At 55.3% G+C, this 23,301-nt stretch carries 22 protein-coding genes; 12 read left to right on the forward strand and 10 right to left on the reverse strand.

Going from position 1 to position 23,301, the window contains the following annotated elements; all coding sequences use genetic code 11:
- Positions 1–43 precede the first annotated feature (43 nt).
- Together SOM48_RS10865 and SOM48_RS10870 are read left to right on the forward strand one after the other, a co-directional pair.
- A complete protein-coding gene (locus SOM48_RS10865; protein ID WP_042718032.1) occupies positions 44–271 on the forward strand; it encodes a hypothetical protein in 228 nt (75 codons plus the stop codon).
- A 301-nt stretch (positions 272–572) separates the two neighbouring features.
- Positions 573–2,762, forward strand: coding sequence for a TonB-dependent siderophore receptor (locus tag SOM48_RS10870; RefSeq protein WP_320511921.1), 2,190 nt, complete (start codon positions 573–575; stop codon positions 2,760–2,762).
- A 165-nt stretch (positions 2,763–2,927) separates the two neighbouring features.
- On the opposite strand, the gene SOM48_RS10875 is transcribed toward SOM48_RS10870, so the two are convergent.
- A complete protein-coding gene (locus tag SOM48_RS10875) occupies positions 2,928–3,398 on the reverse strand; it encodes a hypothetical protein (RefSeq protein ID WP_312199233.1) in 471 nt (156 codons plus the stop codon).
- 397 nt (positions 3,399–3,795) lie between these two features.
- Here SOM48_RS10875 and yghU point away from each other — a divergent pair, with 397 nt between their 5' ends.
- The gene (yghU, locus tag SOM48_RS10880) at positions 3,796–4,659 is read left to right on the forward strand and encodes a glutathione-dependent disulfide-bond oxidoreductase (RefSeq protein ID WP_289743714.1); all 864 of its coding nucleotides are present in this window, start codon (positions 3,796–3,798) and stop codon (positions 4,657–4,659) included.
- 7 nt (positions 4,660–4,666) lie between these two features.
- On the forward strand, positions 4,667–5,365 hold the full coding sequence (fucR, locus tag SOM48_RS10885; RefSeq protein WP_289743912.1) for an L-fucose operon activator: 699 nt from the start codon (positions 4,667–4,669) through the stop codon (positions 5,363–5,365).
- Positions 5,366–5,382: 17 nt separating this feature from the next.
- Here fucR and SOM48_RS10890 read toward each other — a convergent pair whose 3' ends face one another.
- Complete coding sequence (locus SOM48_RS10890; RefSeq protein ID WP_139567175.1) at positions 5,383–7,032, reverse strand: methyl-accepting chemotaxis protein; 1,650 nt, start codon at positions 7,030–7,032, stop codon at positions 5,383–5,385.
- Positions 7,033–7,862: 830 nt separating this feature from the next.
- On the opposite strand from SOM48_RS10890, the gene SOM48_RS10895 reads away from it, so the two are divergent.
- Positions 7,863–8,903, forward strand: coding sequence for an aldo/keto reductase (locus tag SOM48_RS10895; RefSeq protein WP_023480944.1), 1,041 nt, complete (start codon positions 7,863–7,865; stop codon positions 8,901–8,903).
- Positions 8,904–8,971: 68 nt separating this feature from the next.
- On the opposite strand, the gene SOM48_RS10900 is transcribed toward SOM48_RS10895, so the two are convergent.
- Together SOM48_RS10900 and SOM48_RS10905 are read right to left on the reverse strand one after the other, a co-directional pair.
- Positions 8,972–9,466 (reverse strand): TIGR00645 family protein, encoded by a 495-nt coding sequence (locus SOM48_RS10900; RefSeq protein WP_023480998.1) that lies wholly within the window; start codon positions 9,464–9,466, stop codon positions 8,972–8,974.
- Between the two features lie 86 nt (positions 9,467–9,552).
- Positions 9,553–10,059, reverse strand: coding sequence for an ESA_00282 family adhesion-associated protein (locus SOM48_RS10905; protein ID WP_042718021.1), 507 nt, complete (start codon positions 10,057–10,059; stop codon positions 9,553–9,555).
- Positions 10,060–10,162: 103 nt separating this feature from the next.
- On the opposite strand from SOM48_RS10905, the gene SOM48_RS10910 reads away from it, so the two are divergent.
- From SOM48_RS10910 to SOM48_RS10920, 3 genes are all read left to right on the forward strand, one after another.
- On the forward strand, positions 10,163–10,567 hold the full coding sequence (locus SOM48_RS10910) for a hypothetical protein (RefSeq protein WP_094422107.1): 405 nt from the start codon (positions 10,163–10,165) through the stop codon (positions 10,565–10,567).
- 1 nt (position 10,568) lies between these two features.
- On the forward strand, positions 10,569–11,006 hold the full coding sequence (locus SOM48_RS10915; protein WP_258185146.1) for a cytoplasmic protein: 438 nt from the start codon (positions 10,569–10,571) through the stop codon (positions 11,004–11,006).
- Positions 11,007–11,098: 92 nt separating this feature from the next.
- The gene (locus tag SOM48_RS10920; RefSeq protein ID WP_076769217.1) at positions 11,099–11,995 is read left to right on the forward strand and encodes an SDR family oxidoreductase; all 897 of its coding nucleotides are present in this window, start codon (positions 11,099–11,101) and stop codon (positions 11,993–11,995) included.
- Between the two features lie 53 nt (positions 11,996–12,048).
- Here the strand turns inward: SOM48_RS10920 and exbD are convergent, their stop codons facing one another.
- On the reverse strand, positions 12,049–12,474 hold the full coding sequence (gene exbD / locus SOM48_RS10925) for a TonB system transport protein ExbD (RefSeq protein ID WP_042718016.1): 426 nt from the start codon (positions 12,472–12,474) through the stop codon (positions 12,049–12,051).
- Between the two features lie 6 nt (positions 12,475–12,480).
- Positions 12,481–13,212, reverse strand: a complete 732-nt coding sequence (gene exbB, locus SOM48_RS10930; RefSeq protein ID WP_320511922.1) for a tol-pal system-associated acyl-CoA thioesterase — start codon at positions 13,210–13,212, stop codon at positions 12,481–12,483.
- A gap of 240 nt (positions 13,213–13,452) precedes the next feature.
- Here exbB and metC point away from each other — a divergent pair, with 240 nt between their 5' ends.
- Complete coding sequence (gene metC / locus SOM48_RS10935) at positions 13,453–14,640, forward strand: cystathionine beta-lyase (protein ID WP_054803384.1); 1,188 nt, start codon at positions 13,453–13,455, stop codon at positions 14,638–14,640.
- 117 nt (positions 14,641–14,757) lie between these two features.
- Entirely contained in the window at positions 14,758–15,417 is a 660-nt protein-coding gene (locus tag SOM48_RS10940; protein ID WP_042718012.1) for a DedA family protein, read from the forward strand.
- 33 nt (positions 15,418–15,450) lie between these two features.
- Here SOM48_RS10940 and SOM48_RS10945 read toward each other — a convergent pair whose 3' ends face one another.
- Complete coding sequence (locus SOM48_RS10945) at positions 15,451–16,350, reverse strand: AraC family transcriptional regulator (protein ID WP_023480896.1); 900 nt, start codon at positions 16,348–16,350, stop codon at positions 15,451–15,453.
- A gap of 193 nt (positions 16,351–16,543) precedes the next feature.
- Between SOM48_RS10945 and yqhD the strand changes: the two genes are divergently transcribed.
- Both yqhD and dkgA read left to right on the forward strand, forming a co-directional pair.
- Complete coding sequence (yqhD, locus tag SOM48_RS10950; RefSeq protein WP_094422117.1) at positions 16,544–17,707, forward strand: alcohol dehydrogenase; 1,164 nt, start codon at positions 16,544–16,546, stop codon at positions 17,705–17,707.
- 102 nt (positions 17,708–17,809) lie between these two features.
- Entirely contained in the window at positions 17,810–18,637 is an 828-nt protein-coding gene (gene dkgA / locus SOM48_RS10955; protein ID WP_320511923.1) for a 2,5-didehydrogluconate reductase DkgA, read from the forward strand.
- A gap of 126 nt (positions 18,638–18,763) precedes the next feature.
- Here the strand turns inward: dkgA and SOM48_RS10960 are convergent, their stop codons facing one another.
- The 3 genes from SOM48_RS10960 to SOM48_RS10970 all read right to left on the reverse strand — a co-directional run bounded on the left by SOM48_RS10960 (position 18,764) and on the right by SOM48_RS10970 (position 23,241).
- The gene (locus SOM48_RS10960; RefSeq protein ID WP_312199220.1) at positions 18,764–20,899 is read right to left on the reverse strand and encodes a YgiQ family radical SAM protein; all 2,136 of its coding nucleotides are present in this window, start codon (positions 20,897–20,899) and stop codon (positions 18,764–18,766) included.
- Between the two features lie 121 nt (positions 20,900–21,020).
- A complete protein-coding gene (ftsP, locus tag SOM48_RS10965) occupies positions 21,021–22,433 on the reverse strand; it encodes a cell division protein FtsP (RefSeq protein WP_042718004.1) in 1,413 nt (470 codons plus the stop codon).
- Positions 22,434–22,503: 70 nt separating this feature from the next.
- Positions 22,504–23,241: a 1-acylglycerol-3-phosphate O-acyltransferase gene (locus SOM48_RS10970; RefSeq protein WP_128482093.1), complete on the reverse strand. Its 738-nt coding sequence runs from the start codon at positions 23,239–23,241 to the stop codon at positions 22,504–22,506.
- Between the last annotated feature and the right edge of the window lie 60 nt (positions 23,242–23,301).

A 23,301-nucleotide genomic window follows, 5' to 3' on the forward strand; every position in this document is an offset into this window, starting at 1 on the left:
TATTTGAACGCGGACTCAACCTGCAACGGTAAGTAAAATAATCATGAAAAATAAAAAGATAGACACGATGGCCCGCGTCGCTATGCGCATCAGGGGCTTATCAGTAAAGGAAAAACGTCTACGCTACCAGGATAAGATGTTTACCTTTAAATATGTTTCCGGACATTACGAAGTCTTTTTGGACGGTGAAAAAGTTGACACCTTCGCTACGGAAAACATCAACCAGGCGATTGCGGATTTTAAAGAAAAAAATAACAAAAACAGGCGCTGATAAACCTGCAAATACGCTTTTATGCCCCGCGTTTACTCCTGTAATTAAATCTTAGAGCACACATAATACCGGGCGACATTACCGTTCGCGCCGGTCTCTTCGCGCACGTCATTAATTCCCCAAGAAACAACCTCTTAAAATTAGTAGTTAAATCACAAGCTTAGGCATAATTTTTTTACACAAGTTGTTTACTTGGTAACGATAATTCATATCATCTTGATAATTACTCTCAACTTGAGAGCGGTGTTTACCCCGACCGGTTAAGGTCGTCTTCACCTGCATAATCAGGAACGTTATAAGAATGAAAAATCGTTACCTTTGGGCTATTAACCCCTGTTTGTTGATGATGTTATCCGCGCAGGCCGCGGCACAAGACGCAAAAGAGGAGACGCTGGTGGTGGCCGCAAGCCGTGCCAATCACAGCGTCGCCGATATGGCGCAAACCACCTGGGTCATTGAGCAGGCTGAAATTGAGCAGCAGGTTCAGGGTGGTAAAGAGTTAAAAGAGGTGCTGGCGCAGCTTATTCCGGGAATGGATGTCAGCAGCCAGGGACGCACCAACTACGGCATGAATATGCGCGGGCGCTCAATGATGGTGATGGTCGACGGCGTGCGCCTCAACTCATCGCGCACTGACAGCCGCCAGCTCGATTCGATCGATCCCTTTAATATCGCGCGTATTGAGATTATCTCCGGCGCGACCTCGCTCTATGGCGGCGGCAGCACCGGCGGCCTGCTCAATATCGTCACTAAAAAGGGGCAGCCGGAGACGGAAGTCGAGTTCCAGACCGGTACCAAAAGCGGTTTTAACAGCCATAACGATCATGATGACAACGTTGCGGCCTCGGTGAGTGGCGGTAATGATAAGGCCTCCGGGCGACTGTCGGTTGCTTATCAGCGCTACGGCGGCTGGTATGATGGCAAAGGCGATGAGGTACTCATTGATAACACCCAGACCGGCCTGCAATATTCTGACCGGCTGGACGTGATGGGCACCGGCACGCTCAATATCGACGAGCACCAGCAACTGCAACTTACCACTCAGTATTTTAAGAGCGAGTCTGACGAGAAACATGGCCTCTTTCTGGGCGAAAACTTCTCGGCAGTCACCGGCTCCGCTACGGCCTACAACAAAGGCAACCTTGATGCCGACCGTATCCCGGGCACCGAGCGCCACCTGATCAATCTGCAATACTCGAACACCGATTTCTGGGGCCAGGATGTGGTAGCGCAGATCTACTACCGCGATGAGAGCCTGGCGTTTTACCCATTCCCAACCCTCTCAAGCGGCCGGGTCACCAGCATTGGTGCGTCGCAGCAGAAGACCGACTTTTATGGCGGCAAGTTGACCATCAACAGCAAACCGGTTGATGCCCTGACGCTGACCTGGGGGATCGATGCTGAACATGAAACCTTCGACGCCAACCAGCAGTTCTTCAATCTGAACAGCGCCGCAGCCAGCGGAGGCATGCAGCTCGATAAAACCTTTAAGGTTGAGCGCTATCCGGGCTACAGCATCACCAATATCGCGCCGTTCCTGCAAAGCAGTTACGACATTGACGCCATCACCCTGAGCGGCGGCGTGCGTTACCAGTACATGGAAAACCGCATCGACGATTTTGTCGGTTATTCCCAGCAGCAGGCCATTGCCAGCGGCAGAGCCACTTCAGCTGATGCCGTACCAGGCGGGAAAACGGATTACAACAATCTGCTGTTTAACGCCGGAATCCTCGGTCATCTGAGCGACCGCCAGCAGCTGTGGTTCAACTTCTCGCAAGGTTTTGAGATCCCTGACCCTGCTAAGTATTACGGCGCGGGCACCTATCAGTTAGTTGATGGTCACTACCGTTTGCTGAACAGCGTCAACATGAACGAGTTGAAGCTGGATGGCGTAAAAGTTAACGCCTACGAACTGGGCTGGCGCTACACCGGCGACAACCTGCGCACGCAGATTGCAGGCTACTATTCACTCTCTGATAAGACTATCAAGATCAACAAGAGCGACATGTCTATCGTTGTTGATGAGGGTAAGCGCCGCATTTATGGCGTCGAGGGTCAGGTGGATTACTTCTTTACCGACAGCGAGTGGAGCACCGGTGCCAACTTCAACGCCATCAAATCCGAGACGCAGGCGAACGGTAAGTGGGAGAAACTAAGCATCGACAGCGCCAGCCCGTCGAAAGTGAGCGCGTGGATCAACTGGGCGCCGGGCGACTGGACGCTGCGCCTGCAGAGCACGCAGACCTTTGATCTCTCAGATGCCGACGGTAAGCGCATCGATGGCTATAACACGATTGATATACTTGGCAGTTATGCCCTGCCGGTGGGCAAAGTGAGCTTTAGTGTGGAAAACCTGCTGGATGAGGAGTACACCACCACCTGGGGCCAGCGTGCGCCGGGATTATATAGCCCAACCTATGGCGCGCCGGGGTTATATACCTACAAAGGACGTGGTCGGACATTCGGCGTAAATTATTCGGTTCTCTTCTGATATCTACTGCCGCCTGGAAAACAGGCGGCAGTAATTCTCAGCCGAATGCCTGCTTATAATCAATCTTGCTTGCCTTACCTTAAGCCAAATAGAATAATTTTTTTTGAGTTATTTCTTAATTAACTCACTGAGAATATAAAATATATTAACTAAAACGGCGAAGCGTTATTGCATATCCGTCGGGGTAGATTCGCCGGGTGCAATCTGCTGCGCCTGTTTTATTTTGCTCTGCTGGGCCGTTTTGTTAAGTGCCTCAAGCTCCTGGGCACGCGCTAGCTGCTCCTGCGTCACTTTTCTCCCGGTAAAGGCATCAACCATTTCGGTTCGCCCATCGGGATATTTCACTACGGTTACCAGTCGCCCGCCAAATTGGGGAATACCGGACATCTCAAGGGCATAATCAATCTCTTGATTTTCCACTCGTTTCTTTTGACGCACCGGCTCTTCGGCTTTTACCTCTTTACTCTCTTTATGGCTCTCCGCTTTGCTGGAAAGGGTCACTTTTATGCTCTCATCCTGATAGGTGTGAGCCTCTTTGACATCCTCTGTAGAGGTGGTCATCGCCGCTTTATGGGTGGCGTGCTCATGTGTGTTGGCAAGCGGAGGGCTTGCCTGAATAGCCTGAATTTCCTGCATAATTCTCTCCGCGTGTAGTTAACAGATAATTAGCTGATGACTCTTCCAGGATGAGTCGAAAAAAATATCCCTATAACGTTTATCGTCAGCCTGAGAAAACAAATTAATAAGAAATAATGGTAACAGTAGCTTAATTATAGACATTTTAAAAATAAGAAAAGACTTATTTAATACAATAAGAATTTTACTTAAAGAGACGAAATAATAATGAATCGATTTTAAGTCAGTGCATTTAAATAAAACTTTTGCAGACAACCAGTGAAAGATAGCGCGGCCGATAACCACAATAATGGCCACTCTTTTCCGCCCGGATTGTGGTGTATCCTCGCGAAAGGCGACTGCTACACTGCAAGGCATGTAGCCCGACAACATCAAACATCACAGAGAGGGAAACGCTATGTCAGACAACTATCAACCCCCGAAGGTGTGGACGTGGGATCAATCCGGCGGCGGCGCGTTTGCCAATATCAACCGCCCGGTTTCCGGTGCCACCCATGAAAAGGCGCTGCCGACGGGCAAACATCCGTTGCAGCTCTACTCCCTCGGTACGCCAAACGGCCAGAAAGTGACGATTATGCTTGAAGAGCTGCTGGCGAAAGGCGTCTCTGAAGCGGAGTATGACGCGTGGCTGATCCGCATCGGTGAAGGGGATCAATTCTCCAGCGGTTTCGTCGAGGTGAACCCGAACTCGAAAATCCCGGCGCTGCTCGACCACAGCACCACCCCGCCGACCCGCGTGTTTGAATCGGGCAATATCCTGCTCTATCTGGCAGAGAAGTTTGGTCATTTTCTGCCGCGCGATCTCGCCGCACGTACCGAAACGCTGAACTGGCTCTTTTGGTTGCAGGGCTCCGCGCCGTTCCTCGGCGGCGGCTTTGGTCACTTCTATAGCTATGCGCCGGTGAAGATCGAATACGCTATCAACCGCTTCACCATGGAGGCCAAGCGCCAGCTCGACGTGCTGGATAAGCAGCTGGCGGAACATCAATTTGTCGCGGGCGATGAGTACACCATTGCCGATATGGCGATCTGGCCATGGTACGGCAACGTGGTGCTGGGCAATGTCTATGATGCGGCGGAGTTCCTTGACGCGGGCAGCTACAAAAACGTCCAGCGCTGGGCGAAAGCGATCGCTGAACGCCCGGCAGTGAAGCGCGGCCGCATGGTTAACCGCACCTTCGGCCCGGCGAATGAGCAGCTGCATGAGCGCCACGACGCCAGCGACTTTGATACGCAAACCGAAGATAAACGCGGCGCGTAAGGGAATGATAAAGACGGCACGCCAGCAGGTGATTGTGCAGCTTCTGAAGAGCCAGCAGTCGGTCACTACCGCCGCGCTCGCCGCTGAGCTTGCCGTCAGCGTGGAGACCATTCGCCGCGATCTCAATGCCCTGCAGATGCAGGGCAAAATCATTCGCCGACACGGTCGCGCACGCACGCTGGCAGACGGCAGCGAACCCTTTCGTGCTCGCTTAAAAAGCCACTATGCGGATAAAGCCGATATCGCCCGTCATGCGCTGAACTGGGTGGAGGCTGGCATGACCCTGGCACTGGATGCCAGTTCAACCTGCTTTCACCTGGCGCGACAACTTCCGGATATTCCGCTGACGGTGTTTACCAACAGTTTGCCGGTATGCGAAGTGATGGCCCGTCGCCAGCACAGCGAGCTTATCTGCTCCGGCGGTCGGCTGGCGCGCGGTGAGCGCTGCTACGTTAATCCGGCACTCGCCAGCCTGCTTAAACCGCTGGAGATCGATCTGTTTATCTTTTCCTGCGAGGGGATTGATGGCAACGGTGAGATGTGGGATTCCACACGCCATAACGCGGCGTTTAAATCGGCACTGCTGCGCCGGGCGCAGCAGTCGCTGTTACTGATTGATAAGAGTAAGTTTTACCGTGCCAGCGAAGCCAGCATCGGTAACCTTTCCCTGGTGACGCAGATGATCACTGACGCGCCCCATCCCTGAGGCGCGCTGTTACAGGATTAGAACGCGACCCACTCATCGGACGATGCGCCGGGTTTGCGGGCAGTGCCACGGCTCATATCGGGTTTCACCAGTTTGGCAGCGGTGGGTTTATGCTCCTCTTCACGGGTCAAACGGAACTGCTGTACCGAACGCTGCAACTCTTCGGTCTGACGCTCCAGCGCAGCGGCGGCAGCCGATACCTGCTCAACCAGCGAGGCGTTCTGCTGGGTAACGTTATCCATCTGCGTGATGGCCACGCCCACCTGCGAGATCCCTTTGCTCTGCTCGGCAGAGGCGGCGGCAATCTCTTTCATAATGGTGGTCACTTCACGCACGGCGCGCAGAATGCCTTCCATCGTGGTACCGGTGTCGTTAACCAGCCTCGCCCCTTTCTCAACGCGCGAGACGGAGTCGGCAATCAGGGTTTCAATCTCTTTTGCCGCGCCGGCACTGCGGCTGGCGAGGTTACGCACTTCGCCAGCCACCACCGCAAAACCACGGCCCTGTTCACCGGCACGTGCCGCTTCTACCGCCGCGTTAAGGGCGAGAATATTGGTCTGGAAAGCGATGCTGTTAATCACGGTGGTGATTTCGGCAATCTTCTTCGAACTGCCGGAGATACCATCCATCGTGCTGATCACCTCTTTCACCAGCGCGCCGCCTTTGCTGGCGGTGACCGAGGCGACTTCCGCCAGCTCGCTCGCCTGACTGGCGTTATCGGCGTTCAGTTTCACCGTGGCGGTCAACTCTTCCATACTGGCGGCGGTCTCTTCCAGCGCGGCGGCCTGCTCTTCGGTACGCGAGGAGAGGTCGTTATTGCCGGTGGAGATCTCGGTCGCGCCACGCCAGATGTTTTCACTGCCGTGGCGGATACTGCTTACCGCTTCGCGCAGGCTATCCTGCATCGCTAACAGCAGTGGGATCACCTGGCCTACGCAGTTGCGCCCCATATCTTCCAGCGGCTGGCTGAGATCGCCCTGCGCCATCAGTTTGAAGTGCGCGCGAATACGGTTCAGCGGTTTGACCAGCATGGTCACCAGGTAGCGATCCGTAAACAGCAGGATCAGCAGGCCCAGTACCATCGCAACGATGATTGCTGCGCGGGTGGTGCTGGTCTGGTGATCGACCATTACGCGGGTCTCATCCAGCATTACGCCAGCGGCTTTATTGAAGCTCTCGGTCGCGACGCCAAAGTTGCGGCTCAGACCAGGCGTAACGTTATTGGCCTGCGCACGGTAGGCTTCCGGTGAGCCCTGCTGCGCCAGCTGCATCTGCGGGTTGATGCCCTGCTCCAGCAGCGCCTGCCAGCCAGCGATCACCTGTTCGGAGACTTTCGGATCCATCGGCCCAGGCGAAACGGCTTTGAAGTCAGCAAGGCGTTTTGCCATGTTATCCAGCGCCTGCTGCGCGGGTGCCATGTCCGGCGTTCCCCCCGCCGCTTTGGCCTCCATCACGCGGCTGAGCCGTGTCACAAAGCGAAAGTATTGATCATTGCCCTGGCTCAGAAGCGTCATTTGCGTCACCAACTGGCGGTCGACTTCATTACCGTCGGCAACTTTTGACAAAGAAGAAACGCTATACAGACCGACGCCAGACCACAGCACGCTGAAGATCCCGAGGATCACCAGCAACACGGCGCGTATAGTGAAGTTACGAAGCATATTCATAATTTTAATCCTTGCGGTGAAGGTAGACCCTCGCCTGCGGGCGAGAGTTATCACTTTTATCGGCACGCGTTTGGGAAGTTGTATGGTCGGTTTAAAATATTTATGTAAAAAAGAGGCCTCTTTTTTTTATGGCCATCACAAATTTTGTCACCTATTAAATGGTTATTCTGCTAACTTTTTGTTGCGCAAACGCGTTTACACAACAAATCTAAGTCCTTGATCAAAAAGAGATAATATGAAAAATAAGAATAAAGGGGATAGCTGACACAGTTTGAATTTATTGGTATAAAAATAAAAATTTGTTTGCTTAAAATATTAAAACCCATAATTTTATAAAATTATTAATAACGAAAAACCAACAACTCTCGACGAATTTAATTTATTTAACTCGCCTCATAAAAGCACTCAACAATTAATAACAGTGCGTTTTGAGGTGCTTATTTGAGAACCCTGCCCGCAAGACTTTACGCGCCGTTATCAACGCAAAAACCTAATAACCATGCGCCCTGCCGTCACGCGGGCTGACCGTCGTGATACTAAGCTCATTTTTATTACGCGTAATGCCATCGCTTCTTCTTATATTTCACCGCCTTTTGGCGATGCTGGCAGGAAAAAGGGTTGCGGCTTTTTACCCTCGCTCTCCAGGAATTTTCGCAGATTTAAGCCACGCATGAAGAGAATTAAGCAGCAGTGTAAGGCTCACACAGAACATTATTTGTGGCCTCTGTTTACCTTCCGCTCAGCGAAGCTTTTGCTGACAGGCTATCGCACGTAAGATAGAAACGTCGTTTCAAAACCATCAGGCACCGCCAGATACGAGAGGAGAGATCATGCCCGGCTTCGCCAACCCTCAGCGTTATGAACAGATGCAGTATCGTTACTGCGGCAAGAGCGGTCTGCAACTGCCCGCCCTGTCGCTCGGTTTGTGGCACAGCTTTGGTCACGTCAACGCACTGGATGCGCAGCGCGCGCTGCTGCGTAAAGCGTTCGACCTGGGAATCACCCACTTCGATTTAGCCAATAACTATGGGCCGCCTGCCGGCAGCGCGGAGGAGAATTTTGGTCGCCTGCTGCGCGACGATTTTGCCCCCTACCGCGATGAACTGATTATCTCCACCAAAGCGGGCTACGATATGTGGCCTGGCCCGTATGGCTCCGGCGGCTCGCGCAAGTATCTGCTCGCCAGCCTCGATCAGAGCCTTAAGCGTCTGGGCGTCGACTATGTCGATATCTTCTATTCCCACCGCGTGGATGAGAAAACACCGATGGAGGAGACCGCTGCCGCGCTCGCGCAGGCGGTGCAGAGTGGCAAAGCGCTCTACGTTGGCATATCCTCCTATTCGACAGAGCGTACGCAGCAGATGGCCGCGCTACTGCGCGAGTGGAAAGTGCCGCTGCTTATCCATCAACCCTCTTACAACATCCTCAATCGCTGGGTCGATAACACCGGGCTTTTAGACGCGCTTGAGGAGAACGGCGTCGGCTGTATCGCCTTTACGCCGCTGGCACAGGGTTTGCTGACGGGCAAATATCTCAACGGTATTCCTGAAGGGTCGCGCATGCAGCGCGAAGGCAAAAAAGTGCGCGGCCTGACGGAGAAGATGCTGACCGAGAGTAATCTCGCCAGCCTGCGTCTGCTTAATGAGATGGCCGAACGCCGTGGGCAGTCAATGGCGCAGATGGCGTTAAGCTGGCTGTTGAAAGATAGCCGAGTGACATCGGTATTGATTGGTGCCAGCCGCCCGGAGCAGCTGGAGGAGAATGTGCAGGCGTTAAATAACCTGAGCTTTAGCGCCGATGAGCTGGCGCAAATTGATAAGCATGTGGCCGACGGGGAGCTGAACCTGTGGCAGGCATCATCGGATAAATAGAAGTGACGTGCGGGAGGCGCAGTTTGCCGGAGGGCGCTGCGCTTATCCGGCCCAGGCTCCACCAAAAATCAATGCTTGCCGCGGGTTAAACGATCCAGATAGCCCATCACAAACGCGGAGAGCACAAACGTCAGGTGGATAATCACGTACCACATCAGTTTGTTATCCGGCACGTTCCTCGCATCCATAAAGACGCGCAGCAGGTGAATCGACGAGATGGCGACAATCGACGCCGCCACTTTGTTTTTCAACGAGGTGGCATCCATTTTCCCCAGCCAGCTCAGCTTCTCTTTGTGCGGGCCAATATCCAGCTGCGAAACAAAGTTTTCATAGCCGGAAAACATCACCATCACCAACAGACCGCCGACCAGCGTCATATCCACCAGCGACAGCAGCGTGAGGATCAGATCCGCTTCTGCCAGCGAGAAGATGTTAGGAATAACGTGAATAATCTCCTGGAAGAATTTGATGGCCAGCGCCAGGAGAGCAAGAGAGAGGCCAAAGTAGACCGGGGCGAGCAACCAGCGCGAAGCGTACATTGCGTTTTCCAGAAAGCGTTCCATGTTCCGTAGTGTCTCGTCAGATAGCTAAACCGGCGCTCAGTATAGCCTGACACCGTCAGCCTTTTGCAACACTCCGGCTGACTTAACTACACCTCGGCGGGGTTAACCCACGGACGCTGGTTCTCCGGCCAAATCAGCACAACCAGCGCAGGGTAAGCTTCGGTGCTGAACTCATGGAAACACTGGCGCAGGTTGAGCACATCCAGATCGCTCGGCGAGACTTTTTCGCCATTGACGCAGCGTTTTTTAATGTTGTCGTAATACTTATACACGGCGGAATTGAGATCGCTGCAACGACGCTGCGCTTCAAATAAACCGGGCGTGTTATTTATCTCCGCCATCTTCATGCGCTTAATCGTCGCTTGCAAAAAATCGATATATTCATGGTTAACGCGCCAGTACCACTCTGGGGTAATCGCGTTCATTAACGTCGAAAAATGATCTTCGCCCTCTTCTTTTGACAGCGGCGTTAACTGTGGTGCTTGCTCATTAATTTCACTAAGGGGAGTCTTTTTATTGTACTCATGCATCAATAATAAAACGCCGCCCGTTAGCAGCAATAAAGTAATAACAGAATACAAAATACTGTCCATCGGCAGACTCCTTTTTTTTGATTTTAAAATTGCCTCATGATATTGTCAACGAACCTCGCCCCTTAATATTCTCTCCCCTGTTAAATAGTAAAGGATAATAGAAATGCTTCCCGAGAACCTTGTCCCGGCACGCTTTCATCTTTCTGCCGTTGAAACCGGGGCAGCACCAGAGGGAAAAGAGCCTGATTTTCCTCAGGATATCGGCCCACTTTCTGAGCATGCGCAAAATATATTAGCCAACGCCAGCCGCAGCGGCCAATCGCGTAATATGCTGCTTGAAGAGCACGATCGTCATATTAAAGAGCGCCTATTCCGGGTCGTGAAAATTGAAACCTTTGCGCGTTTACTTAATGATTTGCAAGCCGAAGGTGAGATTGATGCTCAGACTCTGAGCAAAATAATTTCCGATAAGACGCAAACTATTAACGACGCTGGTAATGAGATTTGGCTTAATCTGATTACCCGCGAAAAAGATGAGCCAATCTTTTATAAACTTGGGGATGAATAACGTGGCTGAAATTGAAAATAATAACGTCTATATCAATTACAGCGAAAGCAAAAGCGACGAATTTATCTTAAAGCAAAATATCGATGCGCTGGTGCAGAGTAAAAACGAGACGATTCAACGCATTGCCCAGGATTTAGTTTCTATTCCGGCGGCACTGGTGCGGTTGAAGTGGCAAAACCGCCGTGAAATCTACCCCCTGCAGGTGAAAGAGGAGATTTACGGCGCTGCCATTGCCGCCATTATCGAACAGCACCCTGAGCTGCGCGAAAAGATCATGGGCCGGCTTGAGGCGAACTATCAGCACCTGGTGAGCCGTGAGAGCGCGACACTGCGCTGGAGCCGCAAACTGAGCGAAGGCATATACCGCACCTCGACGGTGCAGGCGGTGGCAGTTGCGGTGAAAGAAAAGCCAGCCAAAGCGAGCAGCAAAGGGAAGTAACCCTCCGCGATAAAGAAAATCCTGAATTTGCCTGCGAAGTCAGCGTGAACTTCTATCCTTAAGGTCTAAGCAACCGATATGGAGGATACTTAATGGCAACTGACCAGACAAAAATCCAGGATCCGACCACCCAGTACTACACCGGTGAATATCCTAAGCAGAAGCAGCCCTTCCCCGGCGTGCAGGCGAAAATGGAACCGGTTCCCGATTGCGGTGAAAAGAGCTATGTCGGCAGCGGGCGGCTGAAAGGTCGTAAAGCGTTAGTGACCGGCGGCGACTCCGGTATTGGTCGCGCGGCGGCGATTGCCTATGCCCGCGAAGGCGCAGATGTCGCTATCAACTATCTTCCTGCCGAAGAGGAAGATGCGCAGCAGGTGAAAGAGCAGATTGAAGCAGCCGGGCGTAAAGCCGTGCTGATCCCGGGCGATTTGAGCGATGAAGAATTTGCCCGTTCTCTGCCGCATACAGCGAAAGAGCAGCTTGGCGGCCTGGATGTGCTGACGCTGGTAGCGGGTACGCAAACCGCGATTGAGGATATTGCAGACCTCAGCAGCGAGCAGTTTATCTATACCTATAAGGTCAACGTTTTCGCGCTCTTCTGGATCACCCAGGAGGCGATTCCGCTGATGCCGCGCGGGGGTAGCATTATTACTACCTCTTCGATTCAGGCTTATCAACCAAGCACCCATCTGCTTGATTACGCCTCGACCAAAGCGGCTATTCTCAACTACACCCGCGGGCTGGCGAAACAGGTCGCTGAGAAAGGCATTCGCGTGAACAGTGTTGCGCCAGGGCCAATCTGGACCGCGCTGCAGATTTCCGGCGGTCAGCCGCAGGAGAAACTGCCGGAGTTCGGCCAGCAGACGCCGCTTAAACGCGCCGGTCAGCCAGCCGAGCTGGCACCTGTTTATGTCTATCTGGCAAGCCAGGAGTCGAGCTATGTCACCGCTGAAGTGCATGGCGTGACGGGTGGTGAGCACCTGAGTTAAGCAGGCATAAAAAAAGCTGGCTCCGGCCAGCTTTTTTTTATCTCGTTCGCGGGTTACTTCGCTTTCGCGACCTCTTCCCCTACCAGACCGATCTTCAGATAGCCCGCCTGATGCAGGCTGTCCATCACTTTCATCATCGTCTCGTAATCAACGGTCTTATCAGCGCGGAAGAAGATGGTGGTATCCTTTTTCCCTTCGGTCACCGCGTTCAGCTGGTTGATCATCGTCTCTTCCGTCACCGGATCGTTGCCGATAAACATGCTGTTATCTGCCTTCACGGAGAGATAAATCGGTTTTTCCGGGCGCGGCTGCGGCTGGCTGGAAGAGGCAGGCAGATTGACCTTAACGTCAACGGTAGCAAGCGGCGCGGCCACCATAAAGATAATCAGCAGCACCAGCATCACGTCGATAAACGGCGTGACGTTGATTTCGTGCATTTCGCCATTATCGTCGAGGTTTTCATTAAGACGCATTGCCATAGCCAATCAACCTACGCGTAATTTCTGGGTGGTACGAACCGGCTGCGCGTTGCTGGCAGCCAGATCCAGATCGCGGCTTTGCAGCAGCAGCACCTGAGCAGCAACATCGCCGAGGTTGGCTTTATAGTTACCGATCATGCGTGCAAAGATGTTGTAGATAACGACCGCCGGGATAGCGGCGACCAGGCCGATAGCCGTTGCCAGCAGCGCTTCAGCGATGCCCGGCGCGACAACCGCGAGGTTAGTGGTTTGCGTCTGCGCAATGCCGATAAAGCTGTTCATGATGCCCCAGACGGTACCAAACAGACCAATAAAGGGCGAAATCGCGCCGATGGTGGCGAGGAAACCATTGCCGCGCCCCATATGACGGCCCGTTGCCGCTACGCGACGCTCAAGGCGGAAACCGGTGCGCTCTTTAATGCCTTCGTTATCTTCGCTGCCTGCGGAGAGTTCCAGCTCGTTCTGCGCTTCGTTGATCAACATCGCGCTCAGGCTGCGGGCGTGGAATGTCGAGGCAATCTCAGTCGCCTGATCCAGCGAGCCGGCATCGGCCAGCTGCTGCTGTTCACGCTTGAGACGGCGCTTTTGCCCGAGGATCTCAACGCTTTTACTGAAGAAAAGCGCCCAGGTGACGACTGACGCCAGAATCAGACCGATCATCACGATTTTCACCACGATATCGGCGTGCTGATACATACCCCATACGGAAAGATCCGTCTGCATCAAATTATTACCCACTCTGTTTCTCCGGGACGCAAATCACAAAAAACACTGCGCCATAATAGCAAAAAGTCGTCGAATTGATAGTAGTTCTCATTAGTATTTACATAGTGCACAACACAACCGGCTATTTCCTTGCGTTGACGCAGTAAACCGGCGCGTCTGCTGGTTTTATAGAAAAATTCACCGCCTCTGATGCATCATTTCGCAATCATGGTAGTCTGGACATCCAGACGTATAAAAACAGGTTGAGCAGACATGACGGCGAAACATCTTGATACCGCGCTGGTAAACGCCGGGCGGAGCAAAAAGTATACTCAGGGTTCGGTGAATACGGTGATTCAGCGCGCCTCCTCCCTGGTGTTCGAAACGGTGGAAGCGAAAAAGCACGCCACGCGCAACCGCGCCAACGGCGAGCTTTTCTATGGACGGCGCGGGACGCTAACCCACTTCTCGCTGCAAGAGGCGATGTGTGAACTGGAAGGTGGTGCCGGTTGTGCGCTCTTCCCCTGCGGCGCGGCAGCGGTGGCAAACACCATCCTGGCCTTTGTCGAACAGGGCGATCATGTATTGATGACCAATACCGCCTACGAACCGACGCAAGATTTCAGCACCAAAATCCTCGCTAAACTGGGCGTTACCACCAGCTGGTTTGATCCGCTAATTGGCTCAAGCATCGTGCAATTGGTGCAACCCAATACCAAAGTGGTGTTCCTCGAATCGCCCGGCTCCATCACCATGGAAGTGCATGATGTTCCCGCCATCGTGCAGGCGGTGCGTAGCGTCGCGCCGGAGGCCATCATTATGATCGACAACACCTGGGCGGCGGGCGTGCTGTTTAAGGCGCTGGATTTTGATATCGATATCTCCATTCAGGCGGGCACCAAATATCTGATTGGTCACTCCGATGCGATGGTCGGCACCGCCGTAGCAAACGCCCGCTGTTGGGAGCAACTGCGGGAAAACGCCTATCTGATGGGGCAGATGCTGGATGCGGATACCGCCTATATGACCAGCCGCGGCCTGCGCACACTGGGGGTGCGTTTACGCCAGCATCACGAAAGCAGCTTGAAGATCGCCGAATGGCTGGCGGCGCATCCGCAGGTGGCGCAGGTCAATCATCCGGCGCTGCCAGGCAGTAAGGGGCATGAGTACTGGAAGCGGGATTTCAGCGGCAGCAGCGGCCTCTTCTCCTTTGTGCTCAACAAGCGTTTAAACAATGAAGAGTTGGCCAACTATCTCGATAATTTCTCGCTCTTCAGCATGGCCTATTCGTGGGGCGGGTTTGAATCACTGATCCTCGCCAACCAGCCTGAGCACATCGCCGCTATTCGCCCGGAAGGCCGTGTCGACTTCGACGGCACGCTGATCCGATTGCACATTGGTTTAGAAAACGTTGATGATCTTATCGGTGATTTAGTGGCAGGCTTTCAGCGCATCGTGTAAACCATGATTAACGGGGCAAAAAGTAAGATTATTCTCCCTTTGTTGCGCCCCGGATCGAGGTCTTTTTGGCGAAGTGGAGTACAATAGCCTCCTCTACGCGGTTCCACAGGAAAGCCCATGGCTGTTATTCAAGATATTATTGCTGCGCTCTGGCATCACGACTTTGCTGCGCTGGCCGATCCGCACGTTGTCGGCGTTGTCTATCTCGTGATGTTTGCCACGCTCTTTTTAGAGAACGGCCTGCTTCCTGCCTCGTTTTTACCGGGCGACAGCTTACTGCTGCTCGCCGGGGCGCTGATTGCGCGCGGCTGCATGGACTTTGTCTCAACGCTGCTGATCCTCACCTCCGCCGCCAGTCTCGGCTGCTGGCTGAGCTATGTTCAGGGGCGCTGGCTGGGCAATACGCGTATTGTGAAAAGCTGGCTGGCGCAGCTGCCGGTGAAGTATCACGAGCGCGCCACCTGCATGTTTGACCGTCACGGCCTGCTGGCGCTGCTGGCCGGGCGTTTTCTGGCCTTTATCCGCACCCTGTTGCCAACGATGGCCGGTATCTCCGGCCTGTCGAACCGCCGCTTTCAGCTCTTCAACTGGCTGAGCGCGCTGCTGTGGGTCGGCGTGGTGATCTCGCTCGGCTACGCGATTAGCATGATCCCATTTGTGAAACGCCACGAAGACCAGGTGATGACCTTTTTAATGGTGCTGCCGCTGTTCCTGCTGGTGGTGGGCCTGATTGGCGCCGTTACTGTCGTGCTAAAGAAGAAGTTCAGCAACGCCTGAGTTACCGCCCTCTTCGCGCGAAGAGGGCCTCCGTTATGCCCCCTGCATGGTGCGAATGCGCGCCAAATCCTCTCCCGGCGTCACGCCGAAGTAACGCTTAAATTCGCGGCTAAACTGCGATGGGCTCTCATAGCCGACACGCATCGCCGCCGCGCTCGCTTTCATGCCATCGTGCACCATCAGCATCCGCGCTTTATGCAAGCGGTAGGTTTTCAGGTATTGCAGCGGCGAAGTGCTGGTCACCGATTTGAAGTTATGGTGAAACGCCGAGACGCTCATGTTCGCTTCTGCCGCTAACTGGTCGACGCTGAGGTTTTCGGTGTACTGGCTCTCAATGCGCTTTAAGACGCGGCTAATCAGGCTGAAGTGGGTCTGACGGCTCACCAGCGCCAGCAGCGCACCGCCGCGCGGGCCGGTCAGCACGTGGTAAAGCATCTCGCGGATAATCTGTTTGCCCAGAATGCGCGCATCCAGCGGGCGCTCCATCACATCCAGCAGGCGCTCCGCCGCGCAGAGGATCTCCTCTGATAACACCGCCGAGTTAATACCGCTGGCGGCGTTCTCCGGGCGAAAATGCTCATCTTCGCCAATATCCATCAGCAGCTCCTGCAACTGCAAAATGTCGACATTAAGACGAATGCCCGCCAGCGGCACCTCCGGCGTGGCAAAGGTTTCACACTCGAAGGGCAGCGGCACCGTTAATAGCAGATATTCGTTGGTGTCATAGCGAAAGACGCGCTCGTTGATATACCCGATTTTATGGCCAGAAAAGAGAAACACGATCCCCGGCTGGTACATCACCGGCGTCCGGGTGCCGGGCTGCGTGCCATAGAGCAGGCGGATATCCGGCAGCAGCGCGCTCAATCTATTTTCATTATTTTTCAGTCTCTTAACTTTTTCAGTCAGATGCAGGCAGATCGCTTCACGGTTCATGGTTTGCCACTCCGGCGGCCAGTTTCAACGGCTCTAGTGTGCAAACTTTTGTGACATTTCTCCAGCCGGATAGAGAAACAGGCAAGACATCGGCAGGAATGTGCATTGAGCCTGCGCAGCCCCGCGCCCACAATGATCGGCATCGGGCGGCCTGCCGCCTCAGATTTTTCACCTCATCAGAAGGGAACGAGCAATGAATAACTTTAATCTGCATACCCCAACCCGCATTCTTTTTGGCAAAGGCGCAATTGCCGAACTGCGCGCGCAACTCCCTGACAACGCCCGCGTGCTGATCACTTATGGCGGCGGCAGCGTGAAGAAAAACGGCGTGCTTGACCAGGTTTACAGCGCGCTGGACGGAATGGACGTGCGCGAGTTCAGCGGTATTGAACCGAACCCGACCTACGAAACGCTGATGAAAGCGGTGCAGCTGGTGCGCGATGAGCAGATCACCTTCCTGCTGGCGGTCGGTGGCGGTTCAGTGCTGGATGGCACCAAATTTATCGCAGCCGCTGCCCACTACGCCGAGGGCGTCGATCCTTGGCATATCCTGCAAACCCGCGGTAGCGAGATCAAAAGCGCCATTCCGATGGGCTCCGTGCTGACGCTGCCGGCCACCGGCTCTGAATCCAACGCCGGTGCGGTGGTTTCCCGTAAAGCGACCGGCGATAAGCAGGCGTTCCACTCTCCGTTCGTGCAGCCGGTCTTCGCGGTGCTCGATCCGGTTTACACCTACACCCTGCCCCCGCGTCAGGTGGCGAATGGCGTAGTTGACGCCTTTGTCCATACTGTAGAGCAGTACGTCACTTATCCGGTAGATGGCAAAATTCAGGATCGCTTCGCCGAAGGCATTCTGCTGACGCTGGTTGAAGATGGCCCGAAAGCGTTGCAGGAGCCGGAGAATTACAACGTGCGCGCCAACGTTATGTGGGCGGCGACCCAGGCGCTGAACGGCCTGATTGGCGCGGGCGTGCCGCAGGATTGGGCTACCCATATGCTGGGCCATGAGTTGACGGCGATGCACGGGCTGGACCACGCACAAACGCTGGCGGTGGTACTGCCTGCGCTGTGGAATGAGAAGCGCGACACCAAACGCGAAAAACTGCTGCAATACGCCGCACGCGTATGGAATATCACCGAAGGCAGCGACGATGAGCGCATTGACGCGGCAATTACCGCCACGCGCGACTTCTTCGAGCGTATGGGCGTGCCGACGCGTCTTTCCGGCTACGGCCTTGATGGCAGCTCCATTCCGGCGCTGTTGGCTAAACTGGAAGAGCACGGCATGACGGCGCTGGGCGAGCATCAGGATATTACGCTGGATGTGAGCCGCCGCATCTACGAAGCCGCGCGCTAAGCGCTTCTCCACCCCGGCTTTCGTTTTTGGGTTTTTCGACCACACTTAATGCAAACCAGCTTACCGGGCCTGTCCCAGTAAGCCTAGCGAAAGGAGAAATGCATGACACATCCAACGGTGATTAAACTCGCTGACGGCAATCTGATGCCGCAACTGGGTCTTGGCGTGTGGAAAGCGAGCAACGAGGAAGTGGTTACCGCCATCCATAAAGCTCTGGAAGTGGGTTATCGCTCTATCGATACCGCCGCGGCTTACAAGAACGAAGAGGGTGTTGGTAAAGCCTTAGCCAGCGCGGGCGTGCCGCGTGAAGAGCTGTTCATCACCACCAAGCTGTGGAATGACGATCAGAAACGTCCGGCCGAGGCCTTTAAAGAGAGCCTGGAGAAGCTTCAGCTCGACTATGTCGATCTCTATCTGATGCACTGGCCGGTTCCGGCAATCGATCACTATGTCGGGGCCTGGAAAGGGATGATTGAGCTGCAACAGCAGGGACTGATTAAGAGTATCGGCGTCTGTAATTTCCAGACCCACCATCTGCAAAAGCTCATTGATGAAACCAGCGTCATTCCGGTGATTAACCAGATTGAACTCCATCCGCTGCTGCAACAGCGCCAGCTACATGCCTGGAACGCGACGCACAAGATCCAGACTGAGTCCTGGAGCCCGCTGGCACAGGGTGGTGAAGGCGTTTTCGATCAGAAAATCATTCGCGATCTGGCGGATAAATATGGCAAAACCCCGGCGCAGATCGTTATTCGCTGGCATCTCGACAGCGGTCTGGTGGTGATCCCGAAATCGGTCACCCCTGCGCGCATCGTTGAGAACTTCGACGTCTGGGATTTCCGCCTCGATAAAGATGAACTGAGCGAAATCGCCAAACTGGACGAGGGCAAACGCCTCGGGCCAGACCCGGATCAGTTCGGCGGTTAAAAGAGTGTTGACCGGTAATTAAGTAGTACGCGTAGGCCGGATAAGCGCCAGCGCCATCCGGCACTCTCACCGCCGATGCCGGATGGCGGCTCCGCCTTATCCGGCCTACGAGGTCATCCGGCCATCTTAACGCGTCGCTTTTTTTCTCTGGTGCGCAATCGGCGTATGTTTGGTTAATGCCGGTCGCGCGCTGCGGCTCTGGCGACGCGCTTCGCGCATCTCCTCCATCGTTGGCGCAGGCACCAGGCACTCGCGGCGGGAACCAATCAGGTGCTTTTTCCCCATCGCCTCAAGCGCCTGGCGCAGCAGCGGCCAGTTGGCCGGATCGTGGTAGCGCAGCAGCGCTTTATGCAGGCGGCGCTGCTTCTCCCCTCTCGGCACCACCACCTCTTCACTTTTGTAATCGATCTTCGACAGCGGGTTTTTGCCGGTGTAATACATGGTTGTCGAGTTGGCCAGCGGCGACGGGTAGAAGTTCTGCACCTGGTCGAGACGGAAACGGTGGCGCTTCAGCCACAGCGCCAGGTTCACCATATCCTCATCACGCGTGCCGGGGTGCGCAGAGATAAAGTAGGGGATCAGATACTGCTCTTTGCCCGCTTGCTTCGAGTAGGTGTCGAAAAGCTGCTTAAAGCGGTCATAGCTGCCCATACCCGGCTTCATCATCTTCGACAGCGGCCCCGCTTCAGTATGTTCCGGCGCTATCTTCAGATAGCCGCCAACGTGGTGCGTCGCCAGCTCTTTGACATAGCGCGGATCTTCCACCGCCAGGTCGTACCGCACGCCGGAGGCGATCAGGATCTTCTTGATGCCGCGCAGATCGCGGGCGCGCCGGTAGAGATCGATGGTCGGCTGATGGTTGGTGTCCATATGCGGGCAGATCTCCGGATAGACACAGGAGAGGCGTCGACAGGTCTGCTCGGCGCGCGGCGAGGTGCAGCGCAGCATATACATATTGGCCGTTGGCCCGCCCAGATCGGAGATCACCCCGGTAAAACCGGGCACCGTGTCGCGAATCGCTTCGATCTCATTGATGATCGAATCCTCGGAGCGGCTCTGAATAATGCGCCCTTCATGCTCGGTGATGGAGCAGAAGGAGCAACCGCCGAAACAGCCGCGCATAATGTTAATCGAGAAGCGGATCATGTCGTAGGCCGGAATGCGGCTCTCGCCATAGGCCGGGTGCGGCACGCGCTGGTAAGGCAGCGCAAAGACGCTGTCCATCTCTTCGGTGGAGAGCGGAATGGCCGGCGGGTTGATCCAGATATAGCGATCGCCATGCTTTTGCAGCAGCGCGCGGGCACAGCCGGGGTTAGTTTCGTGATGCAGAATGCGCGACGCATGGGCATAGAGCACTTTGTCCGCTTTCACCTTCTCGTAAGAGGGGAGCAGCACATAGGTTTTTTCCCACGGCTTCGGGCGCGGCGGCTGCACGGTCACGCGTTTCGCGGCCTGCGGCTCAACGGGTTTATTATCAGCACAGGGCAGATCCTCGCCATACGGATGGGGGATCGGATCGATCTTCCCCGGCGTGTCGAGGCGGGTGGAATCCACCCCGCTCCAGCCTGGCAGCGCTTCTTTCACCATGATCGCCGTATTGCGCACATCGCGGATCTGGCCAATCGGCTCACCGGCGGCAAGGCGGTGCGCGACTTCCACCAGCGGGCGCTCGCCGTTGCCGAACATCAGCATATCCGCCTTCGAATCGACCAACACCGAGCGGCGCACGGTATCAGACCAGTAGTCATAATGGGCGGTGCGGCGCAGGCTGGCCTCAATCCCGCCGAGGATCACCGGCACCTCTCTCCACGCCTCTTTGCAGCGCTGGGTATAAACCAGCGTCGCGCGATCCGGGCGCTTGCCGGCCACGTTATCCGGCGTATAAGCATCGTCGTGGCGCAGCTTACGATCGGCGGTGTAGCGGTTGATCATCGAATCCATATTGCCGGCGGTGACGCCGAAAAAGAGGTTCGGTTTGCCGAGGCGCATAAAGTCCGTTTTGCTGCTCCAGTCCGGCTGGGCGATGATACCGACGCGAAAGCCCTGCGCTTCCAGCATTCTTCCGCAGATCGCCATGCCGAAGCTCGGGTGATCGACATAGGCGTCGCCGGTCACGAGGATGATGTCGCAGCTGTCCCAGCCGAGTTCATCCATCTCTTCGCGCGACATCGGCAGAAAAGGCGCGGGGCCGAAGCAGGCCGCCCAGTACTGCGGCCAAGAGAAAAGATCGCGATCCGGCTGGATCAGGGAGAGTGCGCTCATCGTGCTTCCAGAAAAGGTAAAAAGGGAGTCAAAGGGCGGCGATTATACGCCCTCTTTGTAGGGGAATAGAAGGAGGTTTTTTCAGCACCCGGCAGGCAGAGCGCCGCCGGGTTGGAGGAAATTACGGCGCGGGGTTGACCAGCAGCTGGCCGACTGAGCCGCGATCGGCCATCTCCAGCGTCTGGCTCTGGAACTGGAACGGGAAGTGCGGCCACGAAGGTTGACCAAACCACACCAGCAGTTCCACCTGGCCGTCGATCCAGACGGTATCTTTCCAGCCGCGATCTTCCGGGAACGGCAGTGCGCCGTTGACGCTGCGCAGCATAAACATTGCGCCTTCAATATGGAACGACTGCGGCATCTCTGCGCGCACCGTCCAGCGCTCCCAGGTGCCCTGCTGGGCGGTCACATCGATGCGCTGTGGATCCCACAGCTGGCCATTGATACCCGGATCGCTACCGAGGGTCATGTCCCGGCTGCGCGACGGCGAACCGGCCATCAGATCTGCCGGCAGCAGACGCATCGGCAGGGTATCCGTCACCAGCGGCAGCAGACCGGTAGGACGCAACGTCAGTACCAGCGTGGAGATAAGGATGCTAGACGGCTCAAACAGGCCGCGCAGCCGATCCATGATCCCCGCCGCTTCGCCGCAGGTAATCGAAACTTCATCCCCGTTGGTCATATCGACCAGCACTTCGCGCCGCTCACCGGGTGCCAGCGAGAGCTGTTTGACCGACACCGGCGCAGGCAGAAAGCCCTGATCACCGGCGATTACATGCAGGGCGCGGCCGTCGCTCATCTGCAACAGATAGCGTCGGGAGTTGGAGGCATTGAGCAGACGCAGGCGCACCCAGCCGCGGGAGACTTCGACAAAGGGGCTTTGCGCGCCGTTGACCATCAGCGTATCGCCGACAAACCCACCGCTGCCCGGCTCGCTGTACTCCGGCGTACCGAAGTTATCCAGCCGCTTATCCTGAATGATGATCGGAAAGTCATCCACGCCGTAGTGATTGGGGATCGGCAGCGCTTTGCTGATCTCATCTTCCACCAGCCACATCCCCGCCAGGCCGCTATAGACCTGCTCAGCGGTGCGGTTCGGCGTGTTGGCGTGATACCACAATGTCGCGGCGCTCTGGCGAATTGGCAGCACTGGTGCCCAGTCATTGCTGGCGCTCATCATGCGCGCGGCGCCGCCCATCAGCGGGCCTGGCACCTGCAGGCCGCTCACGGTCATCGCCACGCTTTCCGTCAGCCGGTTGCTGTAAATCAGCTTTACGTCATCGCCATTCCACACGCGGATGGTCGGCCCGAGATAGCGACCGTTGATGCCGGAAACTGGCGCGCGGGTGCCTTTAACAAAGGACCAGTGCGCGCGCTGGAGCGTCATAAAAAGCGGCTGTCCGCGCCGCGATTCCAGCAGCGGCGGAACGGGCAGCGGCGGTTGCTGCCCGGCAGCATTCGCCCTCAGCGGCACTGCGCTGGTACATAGCGCAAGGCCGGAAGCCTGAAGAAACTGACGCCGACTGAGTGACATATTTGCTCCGAGTAACACTGACTTAATACGCCAGAGGCTGGGTGCCTCCGGGTTTGCTCACAACTGACGTTTATACCCGACCGGCGGCTTCGCGTTCTGCCACTTCTTTATCGAGCTCTTCGATTTTTGCCGCCATCAGTTCGCGGCAGTGGGTCGCTAACTGGCGAACCTGATCTTTACCGAACTGCGTAACATCCACCGGCGGCAGCATTTCAACAATCACCAGCCCATTCTTCAGGCGGTTGAGATTCACTTTATTCGAGGTGGTGGAGACGCAGACCGGAATAATCGGCACACCGGCTGCAATCGCGGCGTGGAACGCACCGGTTTTAAATGGCAGCAGGCCGCGACCACGGCTGCGCGTCCCTTCCGGGAACATCCAGACCGAGATGTTACGTTTCTGGATCTGCTTCACCACCTGCGCGATGGTGCCGTGCGCTTTGGCGCGGTTATCGCGGTCAATCAGCAGGTTGCCGGTCAGCCAGTAGAGTTGACCAAAAAACGGGATCCACAGCAGGCTCTTTTTACCCACGGTAACCGTCGGCGGCAGCACAATGCTGGAGGCGGTGACCATATCGTAGTTGTTCTGGTGGTTAGCAATATAGATGGCGTTGCCGAACTTATCCGCGCCCGGCGGCAGGCGTCTTTCCACTTTCAGCCCACACACCGGCGCAAGGCGACCAAAAAGATGGCCGAAGGTGGCAACATGTTTTGGGTTTCTTGGACTGAACAGGCAGTAAATCGAGCCGAATATCGAGACAAGAATGGAGTAGATAACGATGATGATGACACGAAAAATAAATAACATAGCGACCTCTGAAGCCCATACCCTGAGCATTATATACACGCCAGCGTAAATCCGCTGATG

It is taken from the genome of Kosakonia sp. CFBP8986, assembly GCF_034044935.1.
GTDB classification, from domain to species: Bacteria; Pseudomonadota; Gammaproteobacteria; order Enterobacterales; family Enterobacteriaceae; genus Kosakonia; species Kosakonia cowanii.